The sequence below is a fragment of the Rhodococcus sp. FW305-130 genome, assembly GCF_058788335.1.
Genome location: NZ_JBYTAP010000005.1, coordinates 502,468 through 523,758, shown reverse-complemented (window position 1 = coordinate 523,758; position 21,291 = coordinate 502,468). Strand labels below are relative to the sequence as shown.

22 protein-coding genes are annotated in these 21,291 nt (G+C 61.7%); 7 read left to right on the top strand and 15 right to left on the bottom strand.

What is annotated here, in order from left to right; genetic code table 11:
• Positions 1-185: 185 nt before the first annotated feature.
• The 3 genes from AC3WQS_RS18610 to AC3WQS_RS18600 are packed head-to-tail and all read left to right on the top strand — an operon-like array spanning position 186 to position 4,668.
• Positions 186-1,010: an FAD binding domain-containing protein gene (locus tag AC3WQS_RS18610; RefSeq protein WP_021333613.1), complete on the top strand. Its 825-nt coding sequence runs from the start codon at positions 186-188 to the stop codon at positions 1,008-1,010.
• On the top strand, positions 1,007-3,700 hold the full coding sequence (locus AC3WQS_RS18605) for a molybdopterin-dependent oxidoreductase (RefSeq protein WP_046378654.1): 2,694 nt from the start codon (positions 1,007-1,009) through the stop codon (positions 3,698-3,700). Before AC3WQS_RS18610 ends, AC3WQS_RS18605 begins: the two co-directional genes overlap by 4 nt.
• On the top strand, positions 3,697-4,668 hold the full coding sequence (locus AC3WQS_RS18600) for an antibiotic biosynthesis monooxygenase (RefSeq protein WP_029255495.1): 972 nt from the start codon (positions 3,697-3,699) through the stop codon (positions 4,666-4,668). Before AC3WQS_RS18605 ends, AC3WQS_RS18600 begins: the two co-directional genes overlap by 4 nt.
• 85 nt (positions 4,669-4,753) lie before the next feature.
• Here AC3WQS_RS18600 and AC3WQS_RS18595 read toward each other — a convergent pair whose 3' ends face one another.
• Both AC3WQS_RS18595 and AC3WQS_RS18590 read right to left on the bottom strand, forming a co-directional pair.
• On the bottom strand, positions 4,754-5,992 hold the full coding sequence (locus AC3WQS_RS18595; protein ID WP_492713299.1) for an HNH endonuclease signature motif containing protein: 1,239 nt from the start codon (positions 5,990-5,992) through the stop codon (positions 4,754-4,756).
• Between the two features lie 118 nt (positions 5,993-6,110).
• On the bottom strand, positions 6,111-9,215 hold the full coding sequence (locus tag AC3WQS_RS18590) for a multicopper oxidase family protein (RefSeq protein WP_492713301.1): 3,105 nt from the start codon (positions 9,213-9,215) through the stop codon (positions 6,111-6,113).
• Between the two features lie 317 nt (positions 9,216-9,532).
• Here AC3WQS_RS18590 and AC3WQS_RS18585 point away from each other — a divergent pair, with 317 nt between their 5' ends.
• On the top strand, positions 9,533-10,144 hold the full coding sequence (locus AC3WQS_RS18585) for a VOC family protein (RefSeq protein WP_019748763.1): 612 nt from the start codon (positions 9,533-9,535) through the stop codon (positions 10,142-10,144).
• 13 nt (positions 10,145-10,157) lie between these two features.
• Here the strand turns inward: AC3WQS_RS18585 and AC3WQS_RS18580 are convergent, their stop codons facing one another.
• Together AC3WQS_RS18580 and AC3WQS_RS18575 are read right to left on the bottom strand one after the other, a co-directional pair.
• On the bottom strand, positions 10,158-11,198 hold the full coding sequence (locus tag AC3WQS_RS18580; protein WP_264612923.1) for a cation diffusion facilitator family transporter: 1,041 nt from the start codon (positions 11,196-11,198) through the stop codon (positions 10,158-10,160).
• On the bottom strand, positions 11,195-11,617 hold the full coding sequence (locus AC3WQS_RS18575; protein ID WP_020907992.1) for an ArsR/SmtB family transcription factor: 423 nt from the start codon (positions 11,615-11,617) through the stop codon (positions 11,195-11,197). The genes AC3WQS_RS18580 and AC3WQS_RS18575 overlap by 4 nt, the downstream gene beginning before the upstream one ends.
• A gap of 109 nt (positions 11,618-11,726) precedes the next feature.
• Here AC3WQS_RS18575 and AC3WQS_RS18570 point away from each other — a divergent pair, with 109 nt between their 5' ends.
• Complete coding sequence (locus AC3WQS_RS18570; RefSeq protein ID WP_182262356.1) at positions 11,727-12,152, top strand: nitroreductase/quinone reductase family protein; 426 nt, start codon at positions 11,727-11,729, stop codon at positions 12,150-12,152.
• A gap of 60 nt (positions 12,153-12,212) precedes the next feature.
• Here AC3WQS_RS18570 and AC3WQS_RS18565 read toward each other — a convergent pair whose 3' ends face one another.
• The 4 genes from AC3WQS_RS18565 to hisI all read right to left on the bottom strand — a co-directional run bounded on the left by AC3WQS_RS18565 (position 12,213) and on the right by hisI (position 13,973).
• The gene (locus AC3WQS_RS18565) at positions 12,213-12,599 is read right to left on the bottom strand and encodes a DUF2784 domain-containing protein (protein ID WP_042952043.1); all 387 of its coding nucleotides are present in this window, start codon (positions 12,597-12,599) and stop codon (positions 12,213-12,215) included.
• A 73-nt stretch (positions 12,600-12,672) separates the two neighbouring features.
• A complete protein-coding gene (locus AC3WQS_RS18560) occupies positions 12,673-13,299 on the bottom strand; it encodes an SRPBCC family protein (protein ID WP_492713298.1) in 627 nt (208 codons plus the stop codon).
• 26 nt (positions 13,300-13,325) lie between these two features.
• The gene (locus tag AC3WQS_RS18555) at positions 13,326-13,619 is read right to left on the bottom strand and encodes a DUF1905 domain-containing protein (protein WP_042952044.1); all 294 of its coding nucleotides are present in this window, start codon (positions 13,617-13,619) and stop codon (positions 13,326-13,328) included.
• A 6-nt stretch (positions 13,620-13,625) separates the two neighbouring features.
• A complete protein-coding gene (gene hisI / locus AC3WQS_RS18550; RefSeq protein ID WP_003942390.1) occupies positions 13,626-13,973 on the bottom strand; it encodes a phosphoribosyl-AMP cyclohydrolase in 348 nt (115 codons plus the stop codon).
• 101 nt (positions 13,974-14,074) lie between these two features.
• On the opposite strand from hisI, the gene AC3WQS_RS18545 reads away from it, so the two are divergent.
• Positions 14,075-14,596: a universal stress protein gene (locus tag AC3WQS_RS18545; protein ID WP_020907996.1), complete on the top strand. Its 522-nt coding sequence runs from the start codon at positions 14,075-14,077 to the stop codon at positions 14,594-14,596.
• A gap of 21 nt (positions 14,597-14,617) precedes the next feature.
• Here AC3WQS_RS18545 and AC3WQS_RS18540 read toward each other — a convergent pair whose 3' ends face one another.
• Entirely contained in the window at positions 14,618-16,099 is a 1,482-nt protein-coding gene (locus AC3WQS_RS18540) for a flavin-containing monooxygenase (protein ID WP_042952046.1), read from the bottom strand.
• Between the two features lie 118 nt (positions 16,100-16,217).
• Between AC3WQS_RS18540 and AC3WQS_RS18535 the strand changes: the two genes are divergently transcribed.
• Positions 16,218-16,835 carry a TetR/AcrR family transcriptional regulator gene (locus AC3WQS_RS18535; protein WP_029255504.1) on the top strand — a complete coding sequence of 206 codons (618 nt, stop codon included), beginning with the start codon at positions 16,218-16,220 and terminating at the stop codon, positions 16,833-16,835.
• Here the strand turns inward: AC3WQS_RS18535 and hisF are convergent.
• From hisF to AC3WQS_RS18505, 6 genes are read right to left on the bottom strand one after another with little or no spacing between them, the layout of a single operon-like run.
• The gene (gene hisF / locus AC3WQS_RS18530; protein ID WP_003942380.1) at positions 16,832-17,605 is read right to left on the bottom strand and encodes an imidazole glycerol phosphate synthase subunit HisF; all 774 of its coding nucleotides are present in this window, start codon (positions 17,603-17,605) and stop codon (positions 16,832-16,834) included. The genes AC3WQS_RS18535 and hisF overlap by 4 nt on opposite strands.
• Positions 17,602-18,435 (bottom strand): inositol monophosphatase family protein, encoded by an 834-nt coding sequence (locus AC3WQS_RS18525; RefSeq protein ID WP_021333657.1) that lies wholly within the window; start codon positions 18,433-18,435, stop codon positions 17,602-17,604. The genes hisF and AC3WQS_RS18525 overlap by 4 nt, the downstream gene beginning before the upstream one ends.
• 9 nt (positions 18,436-18,444) lie before the next feature.
• The gene (priA, locus tag AC3WQS_RS18520; RefSeq protein ID WP_003942371.1) at positions 18,445-19,179 is read right to left on the bottom strand and encodes a bifunctional 1-(5-phosphoribosyl)-5-((5-phosphoribosylamino)methylideneamino)imidazole-4-carboxamide isomerase/phosphoribosylanthranilate isomerase PriA; all 735 of its coding nucleotides are present in this window, start codon (positions 19,177-19,179) and stop codon (positions 18,445-18,447) included.
• A gap of 19 nt (positions 19,180-19,198) precedes the next feature.
• Entirely contained in the window at positions 19,199-19,450 is a 252-nt protein-coding gene (locus AC3WQS_RS18515; protein ID WP_019748773.1) for a hypothetical protein, read from the bottom strand.
• Positions 19,447-20,082, bottom strand: coding sequence for an imidazole glycerol phosphate synthase subunit HisH (hisH, locus tag AC3WQS_RS18510; protein WP_003942389.1), 636 nt, complete (start codon positions 20,080-20,082; stop codon positions 19,447-19,449). Before hisH ends, AC3WQS_RS18515 begins: the two co-directional genes overlap by 4 nt.
• A gap of 9 nt (positions 20,083-20,091) precedes the next feature.
• Positions 20,092-21,213 (bottom strand): MFS transporter, encoded by a 1,122-nt coding sequence (locus tag AC3WQS_RS18505; protein ID WP_042449554.1) that lies wholly within the window; start codon positions 21,211-21,213, stop codon positions 20,092-20,094.
• Positions 21,214-21,291: the final 78 nt, after the last annotated feature.

Below are 21,291 nucleotides of genomic sequence, written 5' to 3'. Positions count from 1 at the left end.
GGCTGATCGCGCCTCTCAAGCAGTCGTACCCAGAATCGGCAAGCACATGCACGGACCACCAGGCGATGTCACGTACGTATCGCCCATGTTTCACGTGCCCGATATGCACTAAAAGTGTGAATGTGTCCCGTCACCTCGGTAATGTCCCACTCCGAGACGACACATCCCCCGAGGGGAGCAGGCGCATGGACATCACCACCATTACCGACGTGATACGCCGACCACCGGATCGCCCAGGGGACGTGTGGCGTCCCGGCGACGCCTGGCTCGCGGGAGGAACGTGGCTGTTCTCAGCGGAACAACCCGACACACGTCGACTCGTCGACCTCACCGCGCTCGGGTGGACACCACTGGAGGTCGGCGCGACTCATTTCAGTGTCGGAGCTACGTGCACCGTTGCCGAACTGTATGCGTTTGTCCCGCCGGACAATTGGGGTGCGAGTCCACTTATTCGCGTCAGCTGCGAGTACTTCCTCTCGTCTTTCAAGGTGTGGAATTCGGCCACCGTAGGCGGGAACATCTGTATGTCGCTTCCCGCCGGACCGATGATCACCCTGGCAGTTGCACTCGAGGCTACTTTCACGCTGTGGGCCACCGCCGGAACAGTGAGGACCGTCGACGCGTGCGACTTCGTGACCGGTGACCACCAGAATGTCCTGGAGCCGGGCGAAGTTCTTCGGAGCATCGAGTTCCCGGTGCACGCGCTCACCAAACGCCACGCCCACCGCCGCTTCAGTCTCACGCACCTCGGCCGTTCGACGATCTTCATGATCGCGACGCAGACTCCGGGAGCCGACGACTTTCACGTCACCATCACCGCCGGCACTACGCATCCGATACGGCTGACGTTCGACACGATGCCGGACGAGCACTCTCTGCGACGAGCTGTCGACTCCATTTCGGCCGACAGTTGGTTCGACGATCCCAACGGAACCCCCGACCACCGCCTGCACCTCGCCCGTCACTACGCCGACGAGCTCCGAATCGAACTCACGGGGAGCCAGTCATGAGCTACACGGTGAACGACCGGAAGTTCGACGAGGAACCGTTCCCGGGACAGTGTCTCCGGACGTTTCTTCGACACCTCGGACACCACGGGGTGAAGAAGGGTTGCGACGGCGGGGACTGCGGGGCGTGCACAGTGTGGCTCGACGGAGCGCCGATACACAGCTGCATCACGCCCGCCTTTCGCGCCGACGGTCGCGCGGTGACCACGATCGAGGGACTCGGTACGCCCGAAGATCTCCATCCGATTCAGCAACAGTTCCGGGATGCACCCGGCTTTCAGTGTGGGTTCTGCACCGCCGGAATGATCATGACCTCCGCGGCGCTCACCGACGCGCAGAAAGAAGACTTGCCGCGAGCGCTCAAGGGAAACCTGTGCCGCTGCACCGGTTACCGATCCATCGAAGACGCGGTCAACGGTGTCGGCGCTGTCGAAGTTGCCCTCCCCGGACAGGCGGTCGGGACCAGCGTCGGGGCGCCGGCGGCCACCGACGTCGTGACCGGCCGAGCCGAATACACTATGGACACCGCGATCGACGGCATGCTGCACCTGAAAGTGCTGCACTCGCCCCACGCGCATGCACGCATCACCTCCATCGACACCACCGAGGCGCTCGCCGTCCCCGGTGTCCATCGCGTGTACACCTGGAAAGACGTGCCGCGCAAGCTCTTTACAACGGCAATTCATACCGACCACCTTGTTGATCCGGACGACACGTACATCCTCGACAACGTCGTGCGGTTCGTGGGTCAGCGGGTGGTGGCCGTCCTCGCCGACTCCGTCGTCGCTGCGGAAGAAGGCCGTCGGAAGGTGAAGGTCGATTACGAGATCCTGCCTTCCGTGTTCGATCCGGAAGAGGCCATGGCCGACGGCGCTCCAGCCCTGCACGGATCCGACGATCCCTTTGTTCGAGATCCCGAGCACAACATCCTGCTCGAACTTCACGGTCACGTGGGCGACGTCGAGGCCGGGTTCGCCGAGGCCGACGTCATCCACGAAGGCACCTACTTCTCGCCGCGAGTGCAGCACGCACATCTCGAGACGCACGGTTCGATTTCATGGATGGAAGACGGACGCCTTCACGTTCGCACGAGTTCGCAGTCCCCCTCCATCGCCAAGGTCAAACTCGCCCATCTCTTCGACCTCCGCCCGGATCAGCTGCGCGTGTTCTGCAAACGCGTGGGCGGCGGGTTCGGAGGAAAACAGGAAGTGATCAGCGAAGATCTGGTGGCGCTCGCCACCCTGGACACCGGTCGTCCCGTCTGCCTCGAATTCACCCGAGAAGAAGAGTTCACCACCGCGTCACCGCGTCATCCGATGAAACTCACAATCAAGCTCGGAGCAAAGTCGGACGGGACACTCACCGCGTTCCACTATCGCAACGTCTCGAACACCGGTGCATACGGAAACCACGGCGGAGAGACACTCTTTGCCGGCGGCGCGGCAGTCTCGCTCTATCGCTGTGCGAACAAGAAGTTCGATGCGTATTCCGTGTACACCAATAACGTCCCGAGCGGCGCTTTGCGTGGGTACGGGATGACTCAACCGGCCTTTGCCGTGGAATCGGCCATGACCGAATTGGCCATCGCGCTGAACATGGATCCGCTCGAACTGCGTCGACGCAATATCGTCCGACCTGGCGATTCACTCGTCGCACTCGAAGACGGCCCAGACGACGTGATCTTCACCGAAGACGGACTGGGGCAATGCGTCGATCTGATCGACGCAGCGTTGAAGCGCCAACCGGTTCCCTCGCTCGGAGACGATTGGCTGATCGGCACCGGTACTGCCAGTTCACTACATGAGACCGCGCCACCCACCGAGCACATTTCCGAGGCTTGGCTCACCCTCGGCGAAGACTGTGTATACGAACTTGCTATCGGCACAGTCGAATTCGGTGAGGGAACTTCTACGGCCCACGTGCAGATCGCCGCAAATCAGCTGGGCACAACACCGTCACGTGTACGAATCATTCAGTCGGACACCGACCGAACCGGTTTCGACACAGGCGCTTTCGCCAGCGCCGGCCTGTTTGTCGCTGGGAACGCGGTACTCCGCGCGTCGAATGCGCTCCGCGATCGACTACTGGCCTTCGCCGCACATCACACCGGCGTCTCGATTGACCTGTGCTCGATGGACGACGACAAGATCGTCTGCGGTAGTACTCGATTAACACTGCAAGAGTTACTCGAGGCTGCACGCCCGCGCGGGATCCGATTCACCGAAGCACGGAAAGCGTACGGGTCGCCGCGCAGCGTGGTGTCCAACACTCATGGCTTCCGGATCGCCGTCCATCGCATCACCGGCGAGATCCGCATCCTCTACAGTGTCCAAGCCACCGACGCTGGGGTGATCATCAATCCGGCGCAGGTGCGGGGACAGATCGAAGGTGGCGTCGCCCAGGGCATCGGCTTCGCACTCACCGAGAACTTCCACGTAGACGCAAACGGCGCGATGACGAACCCGAATCTACGTAACTACCGGATCCCGACCTATGCAGATGTCCCACGCACCGAGGTGATCCTCGTCGAGTCATCAGACTCCGTCGGCCCACTCCGCTCCAAGGGCATGGCGGAGTGCTGCATCAATCCGGTTGCCCCTGCTTTGGCGAACGCACTGCAGGATGCCACCGGGTCACGATTCCGGTCACTACCGCTCACCCCGGAACGCATCTACTCAGGCCTGAACCGATGACCGCGAACACATCGGCGGACAGCGCCGCTACGGTCATCATCGGCCAGCGAGTGCGTGCCGGACTGGAGAAAGAATTCGAGGTCTGGCAGAAAGATCTCAACCGGGCGGCCGCAGATTATGCAGGCTTCCTCGGGGCAGAAATCGCGGCTCCGACGCCCACCCAACCTGATTGGGTGATCGTGTACCGATTCGACTCCATCGCTCATGTTCAAGCGTGGATCAACAGCGCGACGAGGCAGGACTACCTCGACAGCGGTCGTCAGTTCTTCGACGGCCCGGCCACGCAGCAGGTAGTGAGCGGCGGGATCAGGCCTCCGGACCCACTGCTGACTGTCGTAGTGACGCACCGAGTAGGTGACGACAGTATCGACGAGTTCCTTGCCTGGCAGGATCGCCTTCGGGAGGTGGAGAGTGCTTTCGACGGATTCCGCGGCACCGAACTGTTTCGCCCAGTCGACGGTGTGCAGGATGAGTGGACCCTGCTGTATCGCTTCGACAATGCTGCCCATCTCGACACGTGGCTGACTTCCCCTGAGCGACAACAGCTTCTCGCCGAGGGTCGCAAGTTCCACGACTTCGAACTGCGAACCGTGGACAATTCGTTCGGCAGTTGGTTTGCCTTCGACGAGAACGGAAACGAGGCCCCTCCACCTTCGGAGACAAAAACCTCGATCGCGGTCTGGGTCGGTCTCTACCCGACTGTCGTCTTGCTAACTTTGGCGCTGTCACCGCTGAAGCTGCCACTCTGGCTCGGATTGTTGATCGGCAACCTGTTGTCGAGCTTCATCATGAGTTTCTTCACGATGCCGTACTACGTGAATCGGCTCCTGCACCGTTGGCTGCGTCCACCTCCAGGGATTCCTGTCGCAAAAACCAACGCGCAAGGGGTGGCGATCGTCGCTGCGGTGACCTTGTTCTGGGTGGTCGTCTTCTATCTGGTGACTACTCAGTTCTGGTCGCTGCCCTGAGCTCTCCAGAACGCGAAATGCCAGCGCATGTACCGGGGCATGATTCTTCCCCGGTGCATACGCTGGCATTTCCAGTTATGCCCGTTCAGGCGGCCGTCGGCGGGCTGTTCCCGCCGATCGGCTGCTGATACGGATCAACCGACATCGGCGGATAGAACACCGACTTCCGATCCGGTCCGATCTCCACCCGCCACTCCGTGTGGTGCATCGTCCGATGATGATGACCGCACAACAAGATCAGATTGTCGAGATCTGTTGGACCACCATCGTTCCAATGAACAATATGATGAGCATCGCACCACCCCGACGGAGTCCCGCACCCCGGAAACGCACACCCACCATCACGAACCGCCAACGCACGCCGCTGCGGCACCGTCGCCGTTCTCGCTTCCTTACCGCACTCGAGCGGAACACCCTTCTCGTCCAACAAGATCCGCGTCACGGTGCAGTCGCACGCCAACATCCGCGCAGTATCGATACTGATCGGGCCCACCCAATCCGTCCACGCGAATCCGAGTTCCTCCGTCGACGGCAGCAGGTCTTTCAACGCTTGCAGATCCGTCAAGTCCTTCGCCGACGCAGTCACCGTGATGTGCGGTTTCACCCCGCCTTCGACCGGGCCCAACCCCGCCCGCTCATACCGGCGCAACAGTTCGCAAAACCCGTCCGCCCGCCGTAATGTAGGAGTACGGGTGTCCTTCACGCCGTCCTTCACCGGTGTCGGAGCCGACAAACTCGACAACAACGTGATCAGACGGGCCCCGTTCACAGCATCCAAATCGCCCTTCACCGTGACCCGCCCGTACAAGCCTTTCGAGGCGTAGAACTCGTTACGCTCCGAATCCTCACCGACCGGAACACCGTCCTCGCGTTTTCCGTACTGCTTCTCGATCCGCCGAATCGCCGCCCGCACCGCATCACAATCCGCGATGTTCTTCGACGCCAGACCAAGCAGAATCCCGCGAGCCTTGTCCACATCTGCCAGAGTCATGTTCTTCGGTGGATGCTGACAAAACGACGCCACCTGACGCGCTTTCAACGCATCCACGTCACCCCGGTGAAACGCATCCGCGACAACAGGTTCGAGCATCAACAACCGCGCCAACCCGACCAGCAGACTGCACTCACCGATCTCCAAATTCGTCGAACCATGCAACCACTGCGCGATCGCCCGAAAACCCTTCCCACCGAGAACCTCCCGGGAAAACATCTCCACGATCAGCAACACCAACCGCGACTGCAACTCGTGCCGGACACGCACCAGATCCAGAACCTCACCCTTGAGGCCCTCGCCATCCAGTTGCCACGCTTCCCGACTGTCCATGCTCAAAGTTTAATCGAACATACTTTCGATAGCCAGAGACATAACGGACAGGTTTCAAGAAACATCGAACTCGAGACCGGTTGATATGTAACTACTTTCAGAAAATTTCAAAACCTGATCATCGAGCACCGAGCGGCAGAACTCCCCCGCCGACGGGATAGGGCGGAAGCGTTCCTACAAGCGTCGGTGTCAGTGTGGTCGCAGACGGATCGGCACGACCGAGAGTGAATTTCCGAACTTCGGCACCCGTTCCGTTGCTGCCGCTGACGAGGAGATCCGCGCCGGTAGTCGTGCTCGTCGTGGCCACTCCCACACCCGACCCTGGAGCGGTGAACGGGTCGAAAGCTGCAACCTCCCGAAATGCCACGTCCGTCGAATGGTGATCTGGACTCTCGAGGTACATCTCGGGTGCACCGTCGAGCCTGGATCCACTCGAAAAGACGCGGATTGATCCTTCTCCTCCGAGCATGCCTGCCACTATCGACTTTGCGCCACCCTCGGCGCCGGCCACCCAACCCGTCGACAGAGACACCCCGTCGCGGTAGCCCTGGTCGAAGGCCAAGAACTGTGATGTCGTTACCGGACCAACCGTATGACCTGCGTGTTCATCGGAGTCGCCCTGCGCAGCCGCCGTCGGTTCGTACAGGTCGTAGCGGAACGTCTTGATCAACGGCTCCTCGCCCGCACCGGGTGCTGTCACGATGCTCGCTCGACCGGAGTGACTGTCGACCATTCCGGTTGCGAACGTGACTCCGCTACTCGATCCCGGGTACGGCGAGAACGAACCGAATTCTGCGGGTGCGGACCTCTTGTCCGCCGGAAGGTCGGTGGAGTAAATCTTGACCTGCGACTCCATCCCCGGGCCTGATGCAACGATGATGTTGTCTGCCAGTGCATTTCCGTCGATGTCGACACCACCGACGTTCACTCCACCGCGGAAACCCACATCGAAGGGCGCAAATCTTGCCAACTCGTCGGTGAACGGCACGCCGCCGACTGCGTTGTACGCCACCACTTCCGGAGCCGAGCCTGCCCCTGTTCCAGCGACCAGATCAAGCACCATGTCTCCGTTCACGTCCGCCATCGCCACACTCGGGGTGCCTTCGAACGACGGGAAGGGCGTCACAGCGGTGATCAGTTTGTCGCCGTTGGCATCGAATATCTGCACCTTGGCGGGCACGCCGGCCGAACCAGGTATCGCGACGGCATACGTCGATACCTCGGGAATCACGTTGACGGTAGCCATCAAACCGTTGTCCTCGTGATTGAGTCGGTGGCAGTGAATCACAAAGGTTCCGGTGTACTCGGTGAACTTCGTTCGCAACGTCACTGACGCAGGCTCGAGAGCATTCTCATTCTCGTCAGTCACCGGAGCAGGCACGTTTACATTGTCGATCCCCCAGGGCTGAACCCCTGTCGTCGTCCCTGCGACGGGATCAACGACTTCCATCACTTGGAAGTCGTTCACGTGAATATGCATCGGGTGTTCGTCGTTGTTGAGGTTCGTGATCTTCCATTCTTCAACGGAATTCAGCCGCGGTTGAATCAGCGGGATGTTGGGGAACGTGTTGTCGGCGAATTCGTAGGTGAAGGCCTTCGGATCGCTGTTGCTGGCCTTCTCGTTTCCGAACCCACCGGACACTGTGAGGTTGCGGGTCACGTCGGGCGTCATCGCTGCTGTATCCACGAACGAGGTGTAGGTATCGAGCTTCTGTCCGAACTCGAAGGGAGTCGTCTTCCCTTCGCCCTCGTCTGGCGTCGCGCGGATCAACTGCTGAGTCGGGAACGTGAAGAATCTGTCCGCGTAACTGATCACCGACGGGTCGACGGTGACGGTTCCGAGTTCGGCGGGCGGATTGTCGGTACCGTTGTTGGTATAGAGAATTCCCGGATTGCTCACCGGTTTCGCACCTTCCAGCGGTGGCATCTCCAGCACCAGATCGCCGGACTCCGGCATCGTCACGGCGATTGCATAGCGCGAGGCCGGCGGAATCACCAGCCTGGTTCCGTCCCCGTCCACGGGTGGCCTGACCTCGTCGAACGGGTTTCCGTCCTGCCCCACGATTGCGAACTTCGGATGGGTGCCGGTTGCGGTTTCCGTCAACGTAACCGGCATGTAGGCAAAGTCGCTGATGTTGGCAAGCACCCAGATCTCGGTCTGCCCCGGCTTCAGTTTCAGCGACGGCTGGAACTGACCGTTCACGGTGTACTGCACATCGCGTTGGTTGTCCGGCAGTGAGGGATCGGCCGGAACACTCGTCGATTCACCCACGAAGCTCTGCAGATTGCCTGGAACGAATTGATTCTGTCCACGATGATTGGCCGGGGACAACGGTCCCGCGTACCAGTTGGTGAAATACTGCGCGCCCTCGGTGGTGTCCGAGAAATTCACCGGAGCAAGGCTCGGACGGTACGTCCCGTCGGCTAATTCGGTACCGGCGGGTGGCGTCAACGTACTGACGAATTGGGGCCAGTTCGCGTCGTTGAGCTGCCGGCCCTTTCCTTTGCGGTCGAATACGAAGTTGTACTGCAGTGCCATATCGCGAATCGGAACGTCGTTTGCCGTCACGACAGGCAAATTCCCGTCCGGCCGGCCGATTTCCAGTAGCCCGGCCAAGCCCATGTACGTCTGCTGGGCGGTGAGGGTGTGCCGGTGACTGTGGTACCAGTAGAGACCGTTCGGCATCGTCCCCGGAATCGCGTAGTCGTACACGTTTCCCTGGCCGGCGGGAATGTTGAGCAACACGTTGTCCGCATTGCCGTCCGGACTCACGTGCACTCCGTGCGTGTGCAGATTCAGCGGAGCCGACGTCAGCGCCGGCGGATAGATCGGCACGTCCCCGCCCGCCGGTGTGAATGCCGGATCGTAGAAGTCCTCGATCGTGAGATCCTGCAAATCGTTGTCGTAATGAATAATCAATCGCTCTCCGGGATTGACGCGGAGAGTCGGCGCCGGATAGACGTCACTCGCCGAGGTCGATCCGTCCGACGCCGTACCGCGGATGACCTCGTACCCGAAGAGCAGAAAATTCGACACGGGCGCCGAAGCGGTATCGAGCGGAATCACTCCCTGATGAGCGGACAAGCGCACCTCGAGAACACCATCTCGGCTACTCAGTTTCACCGGCTCCCGGTAGTCGACGGCGGTTCCGTCCGAGCCGTAGTTGGCGCCCACCTCGGGCGCCGATTCAGCGGACGTACACGCGGCCAACGCCATCGTCATGGACACCACTACTGCTGCGGCTAACGACCTTCCTCGCAGTGCGATCACTGGTTTCCCCGTTCCATGGTGGCGTGAGATACGTCCGATCAGCGCTCATCAGCCTATCGAGAAAACATCGGCTGAACAGTACATTCACGACAAATTGCCCACCTAGTGCCCGCTCGAGCGCTGCACCTTGCAAGCAGTCTCAGCAAACCGATCAGAAATCGAGAAGCACAGCCAAGGGGCCCGCAATTACGTTGAAACACATGAACACACCACAGAAGTCCACTTCCGACCACACGTCGTCAATCCGCACATCAGCAGGGAGCGCCCGGATGACCACCGCGCAATCCGTGATCCTCGACGTACCCGACCTCGTCGCAGCCGAAGCCTTCTACAACGCTCTCGGCGTCGGAGATCGAATCCAGCTACGCGAATCGAACGAACCGACAACCGGGTTTCGTGGGTACACCCTTTCGCTCGTCGTCTCCCAACCGAACATCGTCGACGCCTTCGTCGGCGCCGCACTCGCAGCCGGTGCCGCCGTCTTGAAGCCGGTGAAGAAATCCCTCTGGGGATACGGCGGAGTCCTTCAGGCTCCGGACGGTTCGATCTGGAAGATCGCCACGTCGTCGAAGAAGAACAATGAACCCGCCACCCGCACAATCGACAGCCTCGTGCTGCTGCTCGGCGCCGAAGACGTCAAGGCCAGCAAGCAGTTCTACCTCGACCACGGCCTCGAGGTGTCGAAGAGCTTCGGCCGCAAGTACGTCGAATTCACCAGCGCAGCAAACAATGTCACGCTGGCACTGTACGGCCGAGGCGCCCTGGCAAAGGACGCCGGGCTCGCTCCCGAGGGCACCGGATCGCACCGAATCACCATCACCGGTGCGTCCGAACCCTTCGCGGATCCTGACGGTTTCGCCTGGGAAGTCGCGTCCGCTTGACATCAGGCACGGATCACCGGGAAGGCGATCGGTATCCGACCTCGGAGTTCGGCGCGTCATGCGCCGGGTACGCATGCACCAAGGCGGTAGCGAGTTTGGGTACCGCGTGAGTGAGCGAATGCTCGGCGCTGTGTGCAATCGCGTGAGCTTCGGCAAGCGTTGCCCGGGGATCGATGTCGAGTTCTGCATCGGCATGCAGTCGGTGTCCGATCCACCGCATCTTCAGATCACGAACACCGAGGACTCCGGGTTCGTGCATCAATGCATGCTCGGCGCCGTCCACCAACTCCGGTTCGACGCCGTCCATCAACCGCCGGAAGACGTCTCGCGCTGCAGTCCTCAGCACCGCCACGATGGCCACGGTGATGACAAGGCCGATGATCGGATCTGCCAACGGGAAACCCAGCGCAACTCCCCCGGCCCCCAGAAGGACTGCGAGCGAAGTGAATCCGTCGGTCCGAGCATGCAATCCATCGGCCACCAGGGCCGCTGAACCGATTTGCCTGCCGACCCTGATCCGATACAACGCCACCAATTCGTTTCCGATGAAACCGATCAAACCTGCCGCCGCTACCCAACCGAGGTGCTCGATCTCGACCGGGTTGATCAATCGCCTCACCGCCTCGACACCGGCGATCACTGCCGACAGTGCGATCATGGCGAGCACGAACAGTCCGGCCAAATCCTCCGCACGTCCGAAACCATAGGTATAGCGCCTGGTCGCAGCGCGCCGACCGAGCGCGAAGGCAATCCAGAGTGGGACTGCAGTGAGCGCGTCGGAGAAGTTGTGAATGGTGTCCGCCAGCAGCGCCACCGAACCCGAGATCGCCACGATCGCAACCTGAGCAACTGCGGTGACGCCGAGCGCGACAAGACTGATCTTGACCGCCCGGATGCCGATTGCGCTCGATTCCAATGCGTCGTCGACACTGTCGGCAGCGTCGTGACTGTGCGGCGAGAACACTTCGCGGACTGCCGATCGAAATCCCTTCGGCCCGTGGACATGGCGGTGGCCGTGGCCGTGGCCGTGGGACATCTTTGGTTCGTGCGTCATGACGCACCTTCTTCTTGATCGCTACGATCGACCTTCGCCGAGCGCTCCGGGTGTATCTCCCGAAGCTCACCTTCACTACGGTGATGCCCCGGCAATCCTGGTCCTGCATGCTCCGCATTGAAGACCGCATCCGTAACCAGTTGGCGCACATGGTCGTTCTCCAGACGATAGAACACCGTCGTACCATCGCGGCGCGTTCGCACCAACCTTGCCATGCGCAATTTCGCCAGGTGCTGCGACACCGAGGGCGCCGGCTTGCCGACGCGTTCCGCCAGTTCGTTCACCGAGCACTCGCGGTCTACCAATGCCCACAAAACCTGCACACGGGTTGCGTCGGCCAGCATGCGGAACACCTCGACTACGAGGTCGACTTGATCATCGGGAAGCTTGCGGCGACAAACACCGCTATCTGCGTTCATACGTAGATAGTAGATCATGCTGGACGCCGAAGATGACCTCTCGTCGATTCACCAGTTGTGCAAAGCTTGGCGGCAGAGCCCTTCGCCACTCGCAGACCGGGAGACAACGATGAGTACCGACGATTGGAACGCAGGAATCATTGCGGAATTTCGGGAGAACGAGGGCAAGGTAGGTGGCCCCTTCGAAGGTGCGCCCATGCTGTTGGTCCACCACACAGGACGCAAATCCGGACGCGATTTCGTGAGTCCCATGATGTATCTGGCAGACGAGCAGGATCCGAAGACCATCTACGTTTTTGCATCCAAGGCCGGTGCCCCGACCAATCCCGACTGGTACTACAACCTCGTTGCCACCGACCAGGCAGCGGTCGAGATCGGCACCGAAACATACCCGGTCTCCGTCAGCGAAGTAACCGGCGAGAAGCGTGACCGCATCTACGACGAGCAGGCCAGTCGATACCCGGGATTTGCCGAATACGCGGAGAAGACAGCTGGGATCCGCACAATCCCGGTGGTAGCCCTGACTCGCGCGTAAATCCAGGTAGCGCCTCCCAGCCGTTTCCATTCGGAAACGGCTGGGATCGTTTGTACGGAATCAGGTCGCTGAAGAGGCTTTGACCTCAGCCTTCGAATGCCGTCCGAGCAGCACGTATCCGACCCAGGATCCGACAACCACTGTCGCCGCGAGCGCCTGTACCAGGCCTTCGATACTCGCCGGATAGAACACGCCGGTGATGTAGTGCGAGATGAATCCGGTGGACGGCAACTCCGCGATACCGGCCATTCGGCGGGCCCAGTTCTCGAGATTGGTCAGCGGGCAGTCATATCCGACCGCTATCGAACCGGCTCCCCAGACGACTGCAAGTAGGTGGAAACCGATGGTACGACGCCACTTCCACGCCACGAACCCACCCAGCACCACATAGAGGACAAACCCGAAGTGAACGAACACCGTCACTACTTCGATGAGCCGATACACCATCGTCGTCTCCGCTCGTGGCGCGGAAGTCCCGCAACAACCAGACTAATCCGATGTTAGTCCTCGTAGAGGTGATCTACCCGGTGTATGCAGCGGTCGTGCGAGCAGCGGCGGCTGCAGCCGCATCCGGGTCGTCGCCCGATGCGATCGCAGCTTCGGCCCACAGTTCACTGCTTCCCGCGATGAATGCCCTGGCCTCGTCGCTCGCCGACCACTCAGGTGTCTCGAGTGGCGTCGCGATCCCCAGTTCCACGTGGCGAGCCAGCCCGAGCAGTCCCATGTCCCACCCGACACCGACGGCACCTGGACCGTACTCGGCCCACCGATCCGGCTCCACGTCCGCGGCATGTTCGAAATCGAACAGCGTTGCACCACTGCCCTTTTCGGCGAGATTTACAGTCACATAGCTCACATCGCCGCCATATTCCCAGGTGATGCGAAGAGTTCGAGGAGCTTCGCACGCCAAAATCTCGCCGCCGGCGTTGCCCTCGAGCTGATAGTGGCCGCCGATCATGGCTTCTCCCGCGACCGGCATGAACCATTGGCGAATGCGGTCGAACTCGGTGATCGCCGCCCAGACCGTGCCTATTGGTGCCGGGAGAGTCCGCGACATGCGCAGCATGCGCGTTTTCCCCTCGTCTCCGCCGAACGGGCCCAGTTCTCGCGCCACCAACTGCAACGAATCAACTGCTTTGTCGACCATGAGACTCCTCGGTTCGAGCGAAACTTTCAGCTCAGGCGCTGCTGTAGATGTACCGCTACCTCTTCTCCAGCGGCGCTCTTGCCGATCGCCTTGCACAGCGCCACGCGCAGCGGAAGCCAGTGCGGTCCGTCGCCGGAGGGCATCAGCGTCGCCTCGAAGGGATGCTCACCATCGAGGGTCCCGACCACCTTCACAGCGCGTCTGGTTCCGAGAAGTTCCGCCGAGCCGGGCACGGTCAAGAACGTTGCGAACGCACCGTCTTTCTCGATGGGAGCGGTGAACGAGTAATCGAGCGGTTGTGGAGTCTTGTCAGTGGCCATCTCGCGTCACTGCTCAGCAGCGAGCAGGACGTCGGTGTCGAAACACGTGTGAGTGCCGGTGTGGCACGCGGCGCCCTCCTGATCGACGATCAGCAAGACGGAATCGCCGTCACAGTCGAGGCGCACCTCGTGCACGTACTGGGTGTGCCCGGAGGTCTCTCCCTTGACCCAGTACTGCTGCCGCGAGCGCGAATAGTACGTCCCCTTACGGGTTTCCAGTGTTCGCGCGAGCGCTTCGTCGTCCATCCACGCGACCATCAGCACATCACCGGTCGACTTCTCCTGCGCAACCGCGCTGAACAGTCCGGCGTCGTTTCGCTTCAGCTTCGCCGCGATTGCGGGATCAAGGCTCATATGACGTTTATACCTTCCACCTGTGACTTCCGTGGAATTCCCCTGCTTGGTCGCCGTAGAATGGAAGTTTCTTCGCTTCTCGCTCTGGAAGAGGATCCGACATGAACCATCAACGTCATGACGGCCCACACCCGGAGTACACCTGCCACCTCGTGAACGCGAGCACCGATCGCGTCCCGACCCGCCACATCGTTGTCGGGATCGGCACAGGCCTGAGCGGCAAGAATGTCGTCAGCTACGGATTGACGCTTGCCGCCAAGGAGGATTCAGCACTCCACGTCGTTCACTGCATCACGTCCGAGGACTTGCCTGTCGAAACCGACTCACCACAGTTCGAAACGCGTCTGCACGACGAGATGGTGTCGCAACGCGAACAGACAACCTCGACGCTTGCCTCGCACACGGACACCTGGACATACGACTGTACCTACGGCGACCCGGCCGGTGTCATCCTCGCGACCGCGGACAAGTACGACGCCTTCACCATCGTGATCGGCTCACCGCGAAAAGGCGCTGCCTCCGCGGTGAGCCAACTGATACACAGCTCGGTCTCTTCCCGACTGAACCGGCAGAACCGCTATCCCGTGATATCGGTTCCGAGCGGAGTCAGATCGGCGAGATAGCCGAACACGGGGCATGCCCGCCTAGCTGATCGAATAATCCTCGAGCGGAAAGCGTTTCGCTTCGACAAACGCATTGCGTGTAGACGTGGGCCGCAGGATCGCCGCCTCCCCGTGCTGATTGAAGTAGTAGCTCCGCGCAGTCTGGCAACTGCCGCCGTAAAAGACGGAGTCCGCGAGGTTCTCCGTCATCCGGTCCAGGAACTCGGCGTTGGCGGTTTCGGTGACCTCGAACGTCTCCGCGCCACGCCGTTTCACCTCACCGAACAGTCGATCCATGTGCTGCATCTGGGATTCGATAGTCGTGAAGTAGGACAACCCGCTGTACGAGTACGGACTGGCGAGCGTGAGGAAATTGGGGAAGTAGGGAACCGCGACCCCCTCATAGGCCTGGAAACGGTTGTCGCGCCACCACTTACCGAGGTTTCGGCCCTCACGGCCGATAACCTCGATGGCCGGAAAGTTCACATCCCAGAGGTTGAATCCCGTTGCCAGCACCAGCGTGTCGATCTCGGTCTTGCGGCCGTCGGCCGTGACGATTCCGTCGGCAGCAATGTGGTCGATCGACGTGGTTTCGAGGTGCACGTTGTCTTTGGTGAAGGTACGGAAATAGCTGTTCGAGAACGTGGGTCGCTTGCACCCGAAGTCGTAGTCCGGTGTGAGTTGCTTGCGGAGATGCGCGTCACGGACCTGCGACCGCAGAAACGCTCGCGATGCGGCTGCAGCGCCCTTGTTCAACAGTTTGACCTGCTTGTAATGCAGGACCGCGCTGACCATGATCATTTCGAGTATCGACGAACTGACAGCGCGGGCGATTCGCTGGGTGAGCGGAATGCGCGAGAACAGCTTCTGCACTGCGCTCGGAATGGGGACGTCGATCTTGGGAACGACCCAGATCGGGGTGCGTTGGTAGACGGTCAACTCTGCGGCCTGCCGCGCCACCTCGGGGATCAACTGCACGGCGGTGGCGCCGGTTCCGATGATTGCAGTCTTGGTGCCCGACAAGTCGTAGGAATCGTCCCAGGCGGTGGTGTGGATGATCTTGCCCGCAAATTCGTCGATACCGGAGATGTCCGGTCGATGGGGCTGCGAGAGGAAACCCGTCGCAGTCAGGAGGTACTTGGCAGTGATGTCCGGTGCCCCCTCCACGGAGACCACCCAGTGCGAGGAATCTTCGTCCCAGAGGGCTCCGTTGACCACGGCACCGAACGTCATGTGCTTCCGCAGGTCGTACTTGTCCGCGACATGATCGGCGTACTTCTTGAGTTCGGCACCCGGTGCGAAGAGCCTGGACCAGTTCGGATTGGGCTCGAACGAATACGAGTAGGTGACCGACGCGATGTCGACAGCCAAACCGGGATAGCGGTTGACGTGCCAGGTTCCACCCAGATCGTCCTCACGCTCGAGAATCGCCAGGTTGTCCAGGCCCATCCGCTTGAGTTGAATGGCCGCACCCATTCCGCCGAAGCCCGCCCCCACCACTACTGCGTCGTACTGCACTGCCATCGGAGAATCCCTCTCATGAACTGCACACCCATGAACCACGCACCCGTGAACTGCACATCAGAAACTGACACGTCATTCCGTTATTGAGAACGGTATCATTCCAGACGTGACGAAGGCCATGACCCGAGCGGAACGAAAAAAAGCGGAATTGCGCCGCGAGATCATCGACGCATCATTCGAGTGCTTCGCGGAACGCGGCTACCACGCGACCGGAATTGCCGATATCGCAACAACTCTCGGAATCGGTCACGGCACGTTCTACCGATACTTCGAGAACAAGCGCGACATCATCGACCACGTCATCGACGATCTGATCGCAAAGATCATCAGCGCACTCGCCGTCGAAAATGCCCCTGACGCAGCAAATACGTTGGACGAGTACCGCGCCCAGGTCGGTCGCATCGCCGAAGCGCTCCCCCGCATCTTCTTCGACGACCCGCGCATTCCGCGGGTTCTGCTCTTCGAGACGACAGGCGTCGACGCCGATCTCACTGGCCGGATGCTCGATCTACTCGACCAGTCGGCATCGTTGACCGCGGCGTACCTGCATCACGGAGTCGAATGCGGCTATCTACGCGCCGACCTCGACGTCGACAACACTGCGCAGGCCGTCAACGGCATGATGCTGGCAAGTGCGATTCAAGGATTGCGAGCCGATTCGTCCGTCGACTGCACCACGCTGAACCAAGCCATCAGCCGCCTCATGTTCGACGGAATCCGCGCCGAGAACGCCTAGCGAACGACGATTCCCTCGGCACGCATCGCATCCTTGACCTCCGGGATGCTCAGATCGCCGAAGTGGAAGACACTTGCTGCGAGAACTGCGTCTGCGCCCGCTTCGACTGCCGGGGCAAAGTGCTCGACCAGGCCGGCACCGCCACTGGCGATCACCGGTACGTGGACTGCTGCCCGGACAGCGCGGATCATCAGAAGGTCGAAGCCCGCTTTGGTGCCGTCGGCGTCCATCGAGTTGAGCAGGATCTCCCCCACTCCCAACTCGGCACCACGCTCGGCCCACTCGACAGCGTCGATGCCCGTGCCGCGCTTGCCCCCGTGCGTGGTGACCTCCCACCCCGACGGTGTGTCCGGCTGCCCCTGCGGAACGGTGCGGGCGTCGACCGAGAGGACGATGCACTGCGAGCCGAAACGCTCACTCAGTTCCTTGAGCAGTTCCGGGCGCGCAATCGCCGCGGTATTGACGCTGACCTTGTCGGCACCGGCACGCAGAAGGCGATCGACGTCCGCGACCGTGCGCACTCCACCGCCGACGGTCAGAGGAATGAAAACCTGCTCGGCAGTACGACTTACGACGTCGAGCATCGTGCCACGATCCGACGTGGAGGCGGTGACGTCCAGGAAGGTCAGTTCGTCGGCGCCCTGAGCGTCGTACGCTGCCGCGAGTTCCACGGGATCTCCGGCGTCGCGAAGATTCTCGAAGTTGACACCCTTGACCACTCGTCCGGCGTCGACGTCGAGGCACGGAATCACACGAACTGCGAGGGTCATGACTGTGGTCCTCCTGAGGACGAAGCGCGCGGATCACCGAGCGCGTTGAGGATATCGAGAATCTCACCGTGGATGCCCGGGGCGGCAGCGAGCACCGACTCCGATTCTACGGTCCACGGGTTGCCGGCCAGATCGGTGACCACCCCGCCCGCACCGCGAACGAGAGCGACCCCGGCCGCGTTGTCCCACGCGTTGCGGCCGTAGACGATCGCTCCGCCCAGGATGCCGGCCGCCGTGAAAGCGAGATCGACTCCGGTGGAGCCGTGTATCCGGATCCGCGAGGACACTTTGCTGATCTCGGCGAGGAGGTCGAGACGGAAACTGCCGGGGATCCGGCCGCGACTGTTGACGTTGAGGGCACCCAATCCGACGATCGACGACGCCAGATCGGTTGGCTCCAGCGGCGGTACGGCGATTCCGTTGACCAACAACGGACCGCCGGCACGAGTGGCGTACGTGTGACCGATCAACGGAAGCCAGGTCAATCCGAGCACCGGGACACCATCGTCGAGAAGCGCCAACAGTGTTCCGGCAGTAGGCAATCCGGCCGAATAGTTGAAAGTACCGTCGACGGGGTCGAGAACCCAGACGAGCCCCGAACCGACGTCTGGGCCGCCGAATTCCTCGCCGTGCACCTCGATGCCGGTCTGCTCGAACAACTCCGCGGTCAACCGCTTCTCGAGCGCAAGATCGACCTCGGTGGCAAAATCACCCCAGCCCTTGCGGACCGCACTCGGGGCGCCGACACCGGCGACGAACTGATCGTGGACGCCATCGAGAAGCCGACCCGCAATCGCGAGAAGTTCGTCGAGGTCACGCGTCGGAGTCATCTGGAAAATCTATCCGGAAACTGCTGCCAGCGCTTCGGGGAGAGTGAAGCGACCGGCATACAGCGCCTTGCCCACGATCGCGCCCTCGACACCCTGATCAACCAGGCTGGAAATGGCGAGCAGATCCTCGATGGTCGACACACCACCGGAGGCGACGACGTGAGCGTCGGTGACAGCGCAGACCTGACTGAGAAGTTCGAGGTTGGGACCGGTGAGTGTGCCGTCTTTGGAGACGTCGGTGACGACGTAACGGGTGCAGCCGTCGCGATCGAGACGGGCCAGGGTCTCCCACAGATCGCCGCCGTCGGTGACCCAGCCGCGCCCACGGGTGCGGTACTGGCCGTCGACCAGACGAACGTCGAGTCCGACGGCGATCTTGTCGCCGTACTTGGCCAATGCACGGGCACACCACTCGGGATCTTCGATAGCGGCGGTTCCGAGATTGACGCGGGCACAGCCGGTGGCCAGTGCAGCTTCCAGGGAAGCGTCGTCGCGGATTCCTCCGGAGAGTTCCACCTTGACCGTCAGGTCGCCGATGACGCCTGCCAGCAGTTCACTGTTGGACCCACGCCCGAAAGCGGCGTCGAGGTCGACAAGATGCACCCATTCGGCACCGTCGTTCTGCCACGCAAGAGCAGCGTCGCGGGGCGACCCGTAACCGGTCTCACTTCCCGCCTCTCCTTGCACGAGGCGAACAGCTTCACCGTTGACAACATCTACAGCAGGCAAAAGGACCAGGCTCACGTGCGGTAACCCTAGTAGGTCAGGACCTCGAACCGTCTTCCGGGTCACCGAACGCTTTTCGGGTCATCCGCTTGGATACGACGCCCATTGCCGCGATCGCAGCAACGACCCCCACGAGACCGATCGCGAGACCGACACCCGGCGAGGGTTTGAGCACGACGATGACGACGGTGGCGACCGCCAACGCAGCCACAGCGGCGCCGAGCGAGAACAACGCCAGACGAGCGAGGGAAAAGTCGTCGCCACGGTTCGGGCCGGAACTCCCGGTCACAAACTCTGCACCCAGTTGCTCAGCAACTCGGCGCCTGCGTCGCCGGATTTCTCGGGGTGGAACTGCGTTGCCGACAACGCACCGTTCTCGACGGCAGCGAGGAACTTTCCGCCGTGATCTGCCCACGTCAGCTTCGGAGGTGCGATGTGCTCGGACGGCGCGAGTTCCCAACTCTGCACACCGTACGAGTGAACGAAGTAGAAGCGGGTGTCGGCGTCGATACCCTTGAACAGCGTGCTCGACTCCGGAGCCTCCACGGTGTTCCAGCCCATGTGCGGCAAAACCTCTGCTTGCAGCCTCTCGACGGTGCCAGGCCATTCGCCGCAGCCCTCCGCCTCGACACCGAATTCGACTCCGCGGTCGAACAGAATCTGCATGCCGACGCAGATACCCAGCACCGGTCGGCCACCGGCCAAGCGTCTACCGATGATTCGGTCACCCTGGACTGCGCGCAGACCTTCCATGCAGGCCGCGAACGCACCGACGCCGGGCACCACCAGACCGTCGGCCGCCAATGCAACCTTCATATCGTTGGTCACCTCCACCTGCGCCCCGGTGCGCGCCAGTGCGCGAGTAGCCGAATGCAGGTTGCCGGAGCCGTAATCGAGTACAGCAATCGTGGAAGCGCTCATGCCCCAACTCTATCGGGCAACCCTGCTGCCAATCACTTTGCCGCCCGCGGCCAGTGCCGGGAGCAGAGCGACAACGACCGCGGAGACCGCGAAGACCCACGCATAGCCGGCAGTCGTGGCCACGAATCCCAACGCCAATGCACCGATTCCGGTGCCGGCGTCGTAGCCGATGTTCCAGATCGCGCTGGCGGATCCGAGTTGCCTCGGGCCGGCAGCCTGAAACGCCATGACCAAGGATTCGTTCTGCACCGCCCCGAACCCGAGCCCGAAAAGGACCGCCGCGCAGAACAAGACCGGCGTCGACCCGCCGTCGACGTTGATCGCGAACAGCACCAATCCGATGGTCGACGACGCCAATGCCGGCGCGAGTGTCCGACCACTGCCGAGACGATCGGCGATCAGGCCCGCCGAGTACCGGCCGATCAACATCGATCCACTGGCGGTCGCCAACACCACACCTGCAACGGCCGCGCGCTCCGAAATTGCGATCGGCAGTAGAGACGACAGCCCGCCGAACGACGCGGACACACACGCCAGAGCGAGCACCGGAACCAAGACGGCGAACACACTCAGTCGAACGGATTCCCCGGTCGGCTGGGCGAAGATCTTCGGCAACCCGGCAATGGCCACCAGCGCGAGCGCCGGGATCAGCGCACCGAGGACGAACACCGGTGTCGCCGACCACCGTTCCATGATTGCAAGCCCCAGCGGAAGCCCCGCCATTTGTGACGCTGCGATCGCGATTCCCTGAGCACCGGTGGCACGGCCCAGAATTCGTTTGGGCGCCAACTCCGCCACCAGTGCACTGCCGGCCACCGTCAGCATGCCGAAACCGATACCACGCACCGCGGAAACCGCCAGGACAGGACCGGCGTCGGCCGAGATCAACAGCACCAACGACGGTGGACCGAGGAGCAGACACCCGACCGCCAGCACGCGCCGGTAGCCCTGCGTCCGCAACAACCGAGGCACGAGCAGTTGCGTCAAGACCGTGGCCGCCATGAAGACACCGGTCACCGATCCGGCAAGCGCATCCGATCCGCCGGACTGCGCAACCAGCAACGGCACCACCGGCAACAGCAACGACCAGCCACCGAAAGCTGCTGCCGCCATGATCAGGACACCGATCATGCCCGGAGTGCGAAGCAACCCCGGCGATGGAGCAGGATCTTGCGTCTCAGACACAGTCACTTTTCGCGTCACAGACGC